General features: G+C 49.4%; 15 protein-coding genes. All 15 read right to left on the bottom strand.

The window, feature by feature from the left end:
* Positions 1 to 31: 31 nt before the first annotated feature.
* The 15 genes from HGH92_RS29730 to HGH92_RS29660 all read right to left on the bottom strand — a co-directional run bounded on the left by HGH92_RS29730 (position 32) and on the right by HGH92_RS29660 (position 12,251).
* Entirely contained in the window at positions 32 to 427 is a 396-nt protein-coding gene (locus tag HGH92_RS29730) for a hypothetical protein (protein WP_168874493.1), read from the bottom strand.
* A gap of 53 nt (positions 428 to 480) precedes the next feature.
* On the bottom strand, positions 481 to 987 hold the full coding sequence (locus tag HGH92_RS29725) for a hypothetical protein (protein WP_168874492.1): 507 nt from the start codon (positions 985 to 987) through the stop codon (positions 481 to 483).
* 19 nt (positions 988 to 1,006) lie between these two features.
* On the bottom strand, positions 1,007 to 1,834 hold the full coding sequence (gene traN / locus HGH92_RS29720; RefSeq protein ID WP_168874491.1) for a conjugative transposon protein TraN: 828 nt from the start codon (positions 1,832 to 1,834) through the stop codon (positions 1,007 to 1,009).
* Between the two features lie 42 nt (positions 1,835 to 1,876).
* Complete coding sequence (gene traM / locus HGH92_RS29715) at positions 1,877 to 3,187, bottom strand: conjugative transposon protein TraM (RefSeq protein WP_168874490.1); 1,311 nt, start codon at positions 3,185 to 3,187, stop codon at positions 1,877 to 1,879.
* 4 nt (positions 3,188 to 3,191) lie between these two features.
* Entirely contained in the window at positions 3,192 to 3,512 is a 321-nt protein-coding gene (locus tag HGH92_RS29710; RefSeq protein ID WP_168874489.1) for a hypothetical protein, read from the bottom strand.
* 2 nt (positions 3,513 to 3,514) lie between these two features.
* The gene (gene traK, locus HGH92_RS29705) at positions 3,515 to 4,132 is read right to left on the bottom strand and encodes a conjugative transposon protein TraK (RefSeq protein ID WP_168874488.1); all 618 of its coding nucleotides are present in this window, start codon (positions 4,130 to 4,132) and stop codon (positions 3,515 to 3,517) included.
* Between the two features lie 66 nt (positions 4,133 to 4,198).
* Positions 4,199 to 5,200, bottom strand: coding sequence for a conjugative transposon protein TraJ (locus HGH92_RS29700; protein WP_168874487.1), 1,002 nt, complete (start codon positions 5,198 to 5,200; stop codon positions 4,199 to 4,201).
* A gap of 21 nt (positions 5,201 to 5,221) precedes the next feature.
* Positions 5,222 to 5,851 (bottom strand): TerB family tellurite resistance protein, encoded by a 630-nt coding sequence (locus tag HGH92_RS29695; protein WP_168874486.1) that lies wholly within the window; start codon positions 5,849 to 5,851, stop codon positions 5,222 to 5,224.
* 59 nt (positions 5,852 to 5,910) lie between these two features.
* Positions 5,911 to 6,747 (bottom strand): hypothetical protein, encoded by an 837-nt coding sequence (locus HGH92_RS29690; protein ID WP_168874485.1) that lies wholly within the window; start codon positions 6,745 to 6,747, stop codon positions 5,911 to 5,913.
* A 58-nt stretch (positions 6,748 to 6,805) separates the two neighbouring features.
* Entirely contained in the window at positions 6,806 to 7,432 is a 627-nt protein-coding gene (locus HGH92_RS29685) for a hypothetical protein (protein WP_168874484.1), read from the bottom strand.
* Between the two features lie 47 nt (positions 7,433 to 7,479).
* The gene (locus HGH92_RS29680; protein WP_168874483.1) at positions 7,480 to 7,917 is read right to left on the bottom strand and encodes a hypothetical protein; all 438 of its coding nucleotides are present in this window, start codon (positions 7,915 to 7,917) and stop codon (positions 7,480 to 7,482) included.
* Between the two features lie 5 nt (positions 7,918 to 7,922).
* Complete coding sequence (locus HGH92_RS29675) at positions 7,923 to 8,366, bottom strand: hypothetical protein (RefSeq protein ID WP_168874482.1); 444 nt, start codon at positions 8,364 to 8,366, stop codon at positions 7,923 to 7,925.
* 5 nt (positions 8,367 to 8,371) lie between these two features.
* Positions 8,372 to 9,046, bottom strand: a complete 675-nt coding sequence (locus HGH92_RS29670) for a conjugal transfer protein TraI (RefSeq protein ID WP_168874481.1) — start codon at positions 9,044 to 9,046, stop codon at positions 8,372 to 8,374.
* Between the two features lie 40 nt (positions 9,047 to 9,086).
* Positions 9,087 to 9,665, bottom strand: coding sequence for a hypothetical protein (locus HGH92_RS29665; protein ID WP_168874480.1), 579 nt, complete (start codon positions 9,663 to 9,665; stop codon positions 9,087 to 9,089).
* Between the two features lie 54 nt (positions 9,666 to 9,719).
* Entirely contained in the window at positions 9,720 to 12,251 is a 2,532-nt protein-coding gene (locus HGH92_RS29660; protein ID WP_168874479.1) for a TraG family conjugative transposon ATPase, read from the bottom strand.
* Positions 12,252 to 12,256: the final 5 nt, after the last annotated feature.

Raw genomic sequence — 12,256 nt, 5'->3', positions numbered from 1 at the left:
GCTGTCAACTAATTTACACGATAGTACTATACTACAGGTGACGGCGCTTATGGTGCCGGGTGACCCTGCGGGCAGCATTGCTGCAATAGAGAGGCTTATTTAACTCAATGATTGCAGGAAAGGTAATTTTCAGCTGCGCCATGATTTCCTGGATGGAAAGGTTATCCGGAAAGATCCTGCCGATCAGCTCAACCCATTTACCACTGTCTCCCAAAAGACTTAAATGGACGATCAGCTGCCTGCCATCTTTGCCTGATGGCTTGAACTCAAACCTGCATCGTATAAACCCGATTGCCGGCCTCGAGGTATAGAGCAGTATAGGAGGCTTATCCCCATAACATTCGGCTGAACTTCCCAGGTGCATCACCTGCTGTTCATTAAACCCCAGCCACATCAGGCTCTCCTGCAATTCTTTGAAGTCTCCCATCAGGCAATAAATTTCTTTATTAAACAGGATAAGTTCCGTAATCCAGTCCTAGCTTACATATGCAGGCCATTTCCTGTCTTCTGCTCCTTTTTACAACCCAGGTCCTGGCCGACAGGCTTTTTGACAAAAATGTCTTGTGCATTTTCAGTCGCTTGGTACACCTGCCTTTCCTCTGTCGGCGGTTTGTACCGCTGAAACACGGAATCATTAAAAATGGTGTCGGTCGGCTGTTCCTGGCGACGGCCAACATCCAGCCGTTCAAATAATGCGACACCGACCTTATGGATCATCCTGGCGATAAGGGATGGGTATAGCGCTTTCTCCAGCCGTTTGCGTTCAATATCCGCAACCAGGAGCCAGGCTTTTTCATCACGGGTCCTGGCGGTGCTGCGGAACTCACGAACGATGCGTTCATATTCGAAAAGCCGCAGCTGCAACCATTCCCGGTCTTTGAGCACCTTCGGCCCCGATATTTGTTCAATTGAGGCTTCTATTCTTTTCCAACTACTGATTTCTCCCATGACTGTTTTATCATAGGCGGTGGTCGCTTCATTCAACATAGCATAAAGATTAAAAGGATTAGAGGGAATGTGCCTTGAGCAGTTTTTTTTGTTTGATACGGTTAGTGGGATTACGATCGCCCTGCTTTTCCATAATCTCAATACCGAAGTACTTGTTTTCTGCAATGGTAAACCGAGGGAATGCCGCAACGATGGTAGTTCCCCGGTCCGATTCAGGAGTACCGGATTGCAGGATGTTCAGCGGTACGATCTCTGTATCCTGCGACGCCGTCCGCTTTGTGCGTGCCCTATCGCGGATATAAAACCGGATGGTCGCCGGCTCAAAGGGTATATGCGTTTCATTTTTTACCCGGAACTGGAAAAACAATACATCATCCTTCACATAAACACCTTGTGTTTCCAGACTGAGCCCGTAACGGTGAAACCTTCCGCCCCGCAGGAATGCGTAAGTCTCGGCCACTTTAACGGATAGGTCTTCTACCTGCTTACTGTTGAGCGAAACACCCGGAAAAGTTACCGGAGCATAAGGCATTGCCCTTCCCATATCAATGGGCCTTGCTGGTATGTTATCTTTATAGTTAACGGTAAAGCAATACACTTTCCCATCGCTGGTCACCACCTGCAGGTTACTTTCTTCAAAATTTTTCTTTCCCGCTTTTACCTTAAGTATATTATTGGCATCTTTAAAGGTTTCCGCCAAAACGTAGGCATCCCCACGGTCGGCATCTTTTATGGGCTGCGGAAAGATCAGTACAGCCGTTTTGTGCCAGGTAATATCGAGGGGAAAGGATGGCAGCTGGGCATTTTCCATGATCCGGCTTTGCTGGGCGGTGGCGGTAAGCATTCCGTAAAGCAACGCGGTAAAAACAAACAGTAACTGTTTCATATGATCTGTCGTGTTTAAATTATTAAATAAGTCATGCCGGGTTTATTGGAGGTCCTGCTGCGCTTTGGTATCCATGAGCAACAAGGGGAAGCCGGCCTTTACGGTTACCCGGACCAGTCTTGCTTTCTTGCCGAATAATCCCTTTGCGGCTTCGACTCCGGCGCCTGCAGCCTGTGCTGCGATGGAGGGATCCATGCTCATCAAATTCAGGCTTTGTACCGTCCTGTCGAGGCCTTCTTTCGCAGCGTCCCTGGTCAGGGCGCCGGGAATGCTGATCCCTTCCAGGCCATCAAGACTGAAAGCTGACAGGGATACCGGAAACAGGTGCTTGCCGAATCTTATGCCGGGTATGGCAATCTGGAGGCGTTCGCCACTGATAGCGCAGTTGCCATAAATGAAATTACCCTGCGGTATCAGCACGCCATTGACCATAACATCTTCAGTCAGGCGTATCTTGATGGTGGAGCCAGAAATTACCGTTTGGGTTTCGTGAATAACTGCGGGTATGGCTGTTTGTCCCGTTTCGGTGTATGCGTCTGCCTTATTCAGGTCGTAAAAGCTGTTCCGCTCCGACAAAGGCTCATAGATCGCAGCAGCGCCGGAACTATCGACCTTGCGGGCCAGGGACAAAGCAGCGCCATTGGATAAATAACCAGCAGAAGGTTCCTGCACCGGACGGCTGACGGTATAAACCCTGCCTCTGTTCTTTTCCGATTGCTCCCTGAGCTGCTGCTGTACCCTGGCCGGGTTCTGAATATCCTTGATCGATTCCAGCATTTGACCCAACTGCTTCATTTCAGTATCGCCGCTGGAAGGAGCTGTTATGGACTGCATCATTTGCTCAAGGCGGTCCAGGTCCGGATGGTCCATGGCAGGAGCATAGAATGGCTCAGGAGGTGCGACAGGCGCTTTGGATGGCGTTTCTATAATCGCCTCCAGCTTTTTTAAACGATCGGCGACCTTCTGTTCATTGGCATCCGGTTCATGCTTCCAGGTTGTCCGGGTAAGGCCGCCGTCTATTTCTTCCAGGGTATCCGGTACAGGCAGGGAATCCAGCTTAAAGGCTAGTCTGTCTGCCGGTCCGGCATTGAATGGATCCATAGCCCTTCTTTGACGTAATGCTGCGGAATCATCGGCGGCCTTTCGGTAAAGGCTCATTTTATCCAGTGGGCCCTGGGGAAGTTGTGCATCCGGCAGCTCATGGTTGAGCCCTTGCGGCTCCCTGACTGTTTGTGCTGTCCCTTTGCCTCCGTCAAGCATCCAGAAGGCCAGCGTAGCGAAGGGAAGGAAAAGAAGCGGATAGACCAGCAGTTTCCTTCTGCTTTTCCTCTGTTTTTCTGTCTTTGTCGTCATGCTTTTATCGTTGTATTGGTAAATGAGTGGCATTGAGATATCCGGTCCGCTTGACTGTACTGTCCATATGAGGCCGCAGCCACTTCGCTTTTGTCGCTTTGGGGTCATTTCTGAACAGCGGGATGGTCACCCAGGTCAGGCAACTAAAGAACAGAAACCCCATAATCAGGTATACGACCTTTCGCTGGCGACCACTGAGCTTCCGGTCCAGGGACGCCAGCCTGTCGGCAAGCTTCAACTGATGACGCAGTATAACCATGGCAATCCTGCTGGCAGCGGCATCACTTAATCTGTGGTGCTGTTTGTTTTTTAAAAATCGCAACATCACTATCTGTTTTTGATCTCCAGGTCATGGTTGTCAATAATTTTCCAGCGCTCAATCAGAAATCCGTGAGGGTTCACGTCGCTGCGACTGACGCTCCGCAGGAATCCTTCAGTAATAAGGTTGCGTGTGAGAATAGCAGTAGGCCGTATGATCTGCTGCTTTCCGAAATACTTGAACCGGAAAGGATAAGTATCTATACCCAGCACGATGGAATCCATAGTGACCATCTGGCTGATATTACCGCTGATTATTCCGGTATAGTAGCCACTTTCACTGAGGTTATCGAATTGCTTTTTGGCACTGGCATCCGACAGGTACAGGGCCTGACCGATATGGCTGGCAATCAGTTTATCATCAGGATCCAGTTGAAAAAAGTAGAAGTGGAACATCTTAATGTGATCCCTGGCCTCTACCGGAATATTGTCCTTTCTTTCACCAGCAAGGGCTTCCAGGGCTTTACCACTTGCAAGGATATAAATACGCTCCTGGGCTTTGGTAACCATCCTATAGCTTTCCAGGATGGTAAAGCATACGATGGACATGCAGGCTGCTATTAAAACAAAAGTGAATAACCGGACATGCCTGAAGGCGGTTTCTATGTTGTGGAACTGCTTGAACATTGCGCGTTACATGTTTCATTGGGGACAGTTTTCACGATTTAAAAAAAATTGAATTCCGGTGAGGCCCTAAAGCTTCCCGATGGCAGCCATAGCCACTTTCCCACCTGCGCGTGTCATATTGTTGATCTTATGCAGGAGAGTGTCCCTTCCGCTTGCCTGGATAATATAGCCGGCGACGTTAGGAACAGTAGTATACCCAACGATAGAAATGATCATAAAAATGATATAGACTGCGCTGCCAAAAAATCCGGGGCCCATAGTCATCAAGTTGGCCAGTATCTTAGAAGTGATCCCTCCGAAGATGTTGGCAACGGGCAACCACATCCAGACGTTGATATATCGCGCAAACCAGCTGGAGAGCGAGTTCTGAAAGCCGTCGAATATGGAAAGGGCAAAGACGATCGGTCCGAGGATGGCCAGTATGATCAGGTAGAACGTGCGGATCGTATTGATGCAAAGACCGACTGCGGTGTAAAGGATCTGGACGATCTCCATAATAAAGACCTTAATAAAGCTTTTGATATTAAACCAGGTAAAGACGTTTTGCAGTCCGGAAAAAATACCTTCGTTGCTGCCGTCCGGCTGCTCGTATTTTCCCATATCCGGCGCTGATGGTCCTGTACCGGGAGGAGCATCCTGTTTGATCGCCTGCTCCTGCTGGTCAATATTGTACCATACCGCGTCCAGCGCGTCGCCTGTCATGGCCCGCGTGGCTTCCTCTATAGGCTTCAGCGCACCATTCATAATCTTGATCACGAACGGGAACAGCATAATGGCCATCCCCAGGGCAAAGGGCCTTAGCAGTGGAAAAAAATCAACCGGCTCCGCGCGGGCAATGTGCCTCCAGACCCTCAGCCCTATATAGAACAAGGCGCCCAATCCACCTACGGCCCTACCTACCCCGATCAGCCGTTCACATAGGGGCAACATTTCGTCAAAAAGCCGATCCAATATATTGTTGAATTTATAGATACCTGAACTTAGCCCCTGCGCTTGTACAAAGCAGGGAAGCGACAGGAACAAAAGGATCAGCAGAAGGCTACCGGATATAAATATGAGTTTTTGCATGGAATGGTGCATTTAACAGGATCAGTTATGGTAAAGGGATCGCAGCGTTTTGTTTTCCCGCAGATACGCTTCCCGCTGGTCATTAATTGCCGAAGCCCTTTTATTGAATGCCTGCAGAAAGGCTGTCTTTTCATTCGTATCGTTGTACAGGCGGTCAATAGCCTTGATTCGTTCGTCGTCCGACATCCTCAATTGTCCCGAAGTCAGTACCATTGTAAGCTCGTCGAGGTTTCTAAGGCTCCTGTCCAATAGGTTGCCGTAAACACGAAGCATATAGTCCAGTTCCTTCTCCGTAAACCGGCCGCCAGCCCTGAACTGCCGCCAGGCAGTTCTGTATTCAGACAGCATCCGGGCCTGCCCCGAAACAATGGCCGGCACCTTACTGTAACGGGCAATCCCGGGATTAACCCTCAGCAGGCCATTCAGGAATACCTCGTGGATATTGAAATTGCCTTCGCTGATGTTCTTAATAGTACCATAGCCCTTAGAGACGATGTCATAGCCTCTTTTCAGGTCGCTGAGGATACTTTTGAGTTGGGCAAGCTTCTCCAGATTGAGCGCCAACTGCTCTAACTCCGCCGCCTGGGCGGAAGCCAGTTGTATCTTTGCTCCTGCCAGTAAAAGCACCAGTAGCAACAGTATTTTTTTCATTGTTCACTGTTTGGTGCGCCGCTTGCCACAAGCAGGGCGGCGCAGGTTAACGATGCCGGTTACACATGGCAGGTACCGGAGCACTCACCCCATTGGGTATCTCCACGGGAATCAAATTCAACGCTTTCCAACGGCCTGCAGGAACGGTGCAGGAATACAGGATAATGAATTCCCGCCCGGGTACTGTTCCGGATGGCGTTGTCGACAGCGATTGCGGCTGCAAAGTCATCTGGGAAGAGCTTTTTACGGATTGCCCAGCTGGCATCCGATTGATAAGGACAAAAGACACAGGCGCTCTTTGGTGGCACTGGGAGCTCACGAAGCACATACCAGCGGATAACATCCTGCCGGGCCATGGGCTTTGACCATTCCAGCTTTTCTGTTGCGCCACCGTGTGTGGTATAATATCCGGCAAAGGGATAGGTATTCACCTTCCAGGCTTCACGCGGAAAGGAGAGCCTTTCTATTTCGTCGGTTGTGATGCCATACCATAAGGCGGTTTCCGGCCTTCTAGCATATTTCGGCAGGCCATAGATGCTGTTGCGGATATAATCGTCCATCACCCTGATTTTATACTCGGAAGTGCATTGCCTGCGTAGCATGCCGATAGTGCCATCGGGATTATAGGTGAATGCAGGAATGCTGGTAGGACGTTCTGCGTAGGATGGATGCAGCAGGTCCTGGTACAGGTTCTTGCCAGTAAGCACGGTCAGGGGCAGGCCATTGTTGCCGGCTTGCCAATTTTGCAGAAAACGCAAATACTGGTAGGTTCCGGTACCTTCCTTGCCGGTGTCCACGAAAATGGCCAAATCTGCTTTCGGTATCATTCCCATAGAAGACATCAGGTATAATGCGGTACTTTGTACACCAAGCCCGAGTAAGATAATTTTAAGCATAAGAATAAACATGTATCCGCATTGGCGGGGGAAGCCTTTGGGGATGATAAATAAAAGTTCAATCAAATATTTTCCTGAAGCGCCCAAGGTCAGCCTGGCGTTGCCTGTAGTACTCGCGGAACGCGTATATATGTTGCAGTAACCGGATCTGGTAACTATATAGGCGCTGCACCTGGACATGTATCCGGTCGATGGCTTCCAGGCGGGCATCCTCCGTCATCCCGGAGCGGCCATCTTCCAGGATCAGTAGCAGTTCATCGAGTTCGCGGGCCGCAGACTCAGCGCCTGTACAAAGCATGGACCGAAGGTTGCCAGAAGTGCTATCCGGCAGTATAGAAAGATAGGGGGCTATCCGGGAGGTTGCCTTGCTTATTTCCGACTCCATTTCATAGATGGCCTTCACCTTTGAGTAATGGCTGACTCGGGAACTGACTGTGTAAAGACTGCTGAAATAGTCTTTATGCAGGCCGAAGTCACCATCCTTTATATCGCTGATAAGACCTGCGCCATCCCTCACGACATTGTAGCCGGTTTTCAAAACACTCTTATAAGCTTTGAGCGCTGCGATCTGTTCCAGGTAATATTTAACCTGCGTCTTACTCTGATTGAAAAAGCCTCCCAGCAGCTGGGCCGATGCATTGTAGACAACCAACATGGATAAAAGCAGTAATAAACCCATTTTCATAAGCCGGTATTTGCTGTTGATGAAATGGGGGCTAAAAGGACAGATGTTCAAAATGGACGGAAACCACGCCTGTTCGTAGCGCGTCCCAATTTCTGGTCTGCTTTCTCGTTTTCTTTAAGAAGGGTATAGGCTTCATGCAGGTCGGGAATTGCAGAATTACTATGCGGAACAATAACTATTTCACCATGGTCATTGTCGATCTTCATTTGTTTCAGATCAATGGTTCCAAGGTTCCCGTTATGGTGAAACTCAAAAGCAATACCTACCCGTTCCTTACTGGGCCCTATTTTTCCGAAGGTTTGCAGGACCAGCAGGCCATCCTGATCAGCCTTTCCCTCACTTAAGAATTCAAGGAACCCTTTTTGAAGGTTCATTTTTGTAGCATCAGCTGGATGACCGTTGCCCAGCGTAGCATCATCGTAATGCTTTTCCGCTAAAAGTTCCTGGTAGGCTTTTATATACTCCATCAATCGCTCCTGTTTCATGACATTTAGAATTTGGGTTTGAAACCATTTCCGCGCAGGAAATCATCCCAGGGCTTCTTCGTTGGAAAAAATGTAGGGACCATTGCCGCGCCGGGAACCTGCTCCACCGGCAGATGCTTCATCACATGGTGCAGATCCTGCTTCACATCATAAAGATGTCCGATGCGGATATGGAAGCCTGAAATATGTGAGTAATCCAGTAAAAATGTACACCGGTAGTGCTGGCACGCAGGATCGGAAAATGTGGACAGCAATACATCCTGGCAGTCACCGTTAAGCTCAAACTCCTTGCGCAGTTTACTTAAGCAGTTCTCAATGGTGCCATCAGTCGGCAGCCGCCGTTCTGTGCGGCTATCCATCAGGAAAAAGTTACCCCTGTATCCTTTGAGCCGCAAAGCAATCGCAAAGCGTTCTGCCATATGCTCATATTGCCGACCATCGATCTCCATAAGTATCAGTTTGCAAGTCCGTAGAGTTCCTTGATCAATCTTTGTTCATCCGCGCTGGCAGCGCGGGACAGGCTGATACGGAAATTCTGGTTATTAAAGCGGCGGAGGTCAACCAGGTTCTGTTCCAGCTGACGGCTGACGGATGCGATTAGCTCCAGACGGCGGCCATCGCCCATTTGCGTCGTAAGACTGCTGACTACCATCGTCAGTTCTTCAATGCTTTTCACACTCTCCTCCAGGATACCGCTATAGATATGGTACATCTGCCGGAGCTCGCGTAGTGTAAAGCGGCCGTCTTTCTGCAGCAGGGACCAGGCATGACTGTACTCGTCCACCAGGCTGGCCTGCCGTCTGATGATAGCGCGGACCTCCTGATAAGTATGGATGGCATTCTTAATTTTCCAGAGCTCTTTAAAATACTGATCATACAGCTGGCGTTGCTTATCAGACCATTCGGATATCTCTTTCAGCTTCAACCGGGACATGGTATTTTCTAAATTTTTCTGGGCGTTCTGCATCCATATCACTTTGTTTTGCTGGCGCTGAATACCCAGATCGATCTGGCGGATCACCTTTTTAAGCGCGGCTTTAACGACAACCCAGACAATAGCATGGCTCCGTTGGGTAGGTATTACTGTTAATGTCCCCATCAGCAGTAGTACCAGCAAAATCTTTTTCATTATTATCGTATTAGTGGAGGTTTAATTAAATCTGGAGGATTTACTTTAGACCGATCTGTCGCTTTTTCAGCTTGGGATTAAGGGCACTTTGTATATTTTTATTCAGGGCAGCGGCTTCCCGCTTGGCGGCCTTAAAAAGATTTTCATAGGATTCTCCACTAGGCCCTATTTTTTTTATAACTCGGTCGATCATCCGCTGTGTTACCGGTACGGTCTCTGCAACCCGGTACATCAGCATACGGCCATTTTCAAGGAACCGGGAGACCGGCAGGTTAGTGAGCATGGAGTACATGTAGGGATCCAGAAACCGGCTCTCCGGGATCTTTACCAACAGCATGTTTTCGGCGATACACCCGGTTAGGTCATCTTTTCCCTCGCCGCTTTTTTTGTCATAAAAGAATAGCTGGGATTCATTATCGTAAGTTGAACGGCTACATTCACTCATCCTGATCTCAGAAAGGTTATAAGGGTCGACTGGCCGGAGGACACTGAAACGGGTCTCGATATAATAGGGCATATCGGCAATAACCAGCATAGGCAACCTTCCGCTTTGTCGGGCCGGTAGCCCGTCCTCCTCTGCATGCGCTTTATATAGCGCCACCACTGCTTTTACGTCCATGATCGTTGATATTTACTATTGTTATTTATTATCGTTGAAAAAATGGGGACATTATCAGGCCGCCTCCTCTAAAGCAATAGCACGGAGGGCTTTACGGATATCGCCACCGTATTTGTCCGTATACTCCTGTACTTTCATTTTTTCCCGTTGCTCGGTACTGTAGGCGTAGTATTCCTCGATACTGGGTTCGTACCGGTAGACCTTCATGATCGTGTTGCCCAATTCAATATAAACTTCCCGGTACCGTTTCCCAGGCTCATTGGCGCGGTTCAGGCTAAGGACAAGGTCTTTGCCCTTGTCGGTCATGCCGAGCGTTGCCTGTATATCATCGAATTTGTTGGCGAATTTTTTCAGATCAAGCAGGATCTTGCAGTCCGAGTTGTTGATGATGGCTTCTTTAATGACCGGGCTGCTGATCAGGTCATCTATCTCCTGGCTGACCGTGATAGCCTCGCCCATATGCTTTCTGACCGTCTTGTACAGGTACTTGATGAATTCGGCCATGCCTGCCCTGGATATGGCTTTCCAGGCTTCCTCTATGACAATCACCTTACGGATACCTTTAAGCTTGCGCATCTTGGAAATAAACATCTCTGCAATCACCAGGGTAGTTACCTGGAAGAGCGTCGGATGGTCTTTGATCGCGTCCAGCTCATAGACCACGAACGGCTGAGATAACAGTTCCAGGTTCTCAGAGCCGTTAAGGATATAATCAAATTCTCCACCTCGGTAGAAGGGGCGCAATACATATAGGAAGTTGTGGATATCGAAATCCCTGTCCTTAACCTTCTCTGCTTCCAGCTCCTTTATATAATGCTGCTGCAGGAATTCATAGTAGGAATTGAAACAGGGAAAGATCTCTCTATGACCGGATAAAAAATGGAAGTAGGACTGCAGCGAATTGCTGATGGCCACGTATTCACTCCGGCGGAAGTTTTCATCATTGGCTTTCCAAAGCCCAACCAGTAAGGATTTGATGCTTTCCTTTTTCTCTGTATCCAGGTAGTCGCCGGCAGGGATATAGAACGGATTGAATTTAATAGGGTTGGCCTCTGAATAGGTGAAATAATATCCGCCCAGCAGCTTGCACAAACCCTCGTAACTGTGACCGACATCCAGGATCACGCAATGTGCGCCCTGAAGCACATAGCTGTGGCAAAGATGATTCATGAACATGCTCTTTCCCGAACCGGAGCCACCGATCACCAGCTTATTCCTGTTCGTGCAGACCGTTTTCATCGGCTCATCACTGATGTCCACATGCAGGGGAACGCCTGTCAGCCGGTCTCCCAGCCGGATACCGAAGGGACTCTTGGAGGAACGATAGCTTGTCTCCAGGTTAAAGAAGCAGGCGGCCTGTTCTGCGAACGTATAAAAGCATTCATTCTCAGGCAGCTCGGCAGCATTGCCAGGAATGCCTGCCCACCAAAGCTGCGGGGCGCCAACGGTCTCTTCGTGAGGGACTACTTCCATCTTGGAAATCGCTGCCGAGGCCGCATTACGGATCTCCTTCAGCTGTGACTCGTCTTCAGTCCAACACAGAACATTGAGATGTGCAGTAATCGGTGTACGGGCATCTGCAACGGCTTCATTCAGGTATTCAACGGTGGCATCCCTGCTGATGGCGTTTTCACGGCTGTAGGCACTTAGGGACTGCAGCTTTCTACGCTTGGCCTCCATCGTCTTTAGGGTCTGTACCGGATCTTCCAATACCAGGTACTGATTGAAGATATGATTGACGGGTAGCAGCTGCCCGACGGGAGTGGCAAACCCGACAAAGAACTTCGTACGGTCGGTGGTGTACTTGTCGTAATTGAGCTTAGGTGCGCAGGAAGCCGGCAGCTGATCAGCATCTGCGACAGAAAATACCAGGCAGCGCTTACTGCCGACTTTCAGGTCCGGCTTGAAATGGATATCTTTTAATACTGGCTCCCGCTGATCATTACTCAGGGAAAGGTATCGGTCAATAATACCTTGCGTTTTACCGGTCCCGGCTATCTCTTCAGGGCTAAGGACACTGATGGCCACAAACCCGCTATCTGAAAGGATACGGCAGAATTGCCCGATGCTGCCTTGCAGCTGCTGTAAAATGGAACTGTCGGTCAGCTCCCGGGGCACCATACTTCTGCGTAGCAGGCTGGAATAACCGGAGCTAGCCGGTTTGCGGCCGGGAGCTTTAATGGTAATGTACAAATAGCATTGATGGGCCAGATAGGGGCGCTCGTTAAAAAAACGGTCGCTGCTTAGTTGCAGGAAGTTGTCCTGCGACCTTTCGGGCATGGCTGAATATCGCTCGGCAGTAAACCAATCCTGCTTATGAAGGATGCTGCCAACCGGCAATACTCTAATAGCTTTCAGCCAGGCAACGTGCAGAGATTCGTATTCCATCTCCGACAGGGTGAAGATCTCCGGCAGCTCTATTTTGAGCCCGACGGTTGCATCTCCTGCTTTGGACAGTATTATTCCCTTTTCCAGCTTCCATATCGGTAAGAGCGCTTGCAGGTCACTCTCCGTTTTTGCGGGAGGGCGGGCATTGAGTATCGCTGCTGCCAAGGTGATGGCTGCAAGAATAAATATGAGTACCATGTCTG

The organism is Chitinophaga varians (genome assembly GCF_012641275.1).
GTDB lineage: Bacteria > Bacteroidota > Bacteroidia > Chitinophagales > Chitinophagaceae > Chitinophaga > Chitinophaga varians_A.
This window is presented reverse-complemented; position numbering and strand designations above follow the sequence as displayed.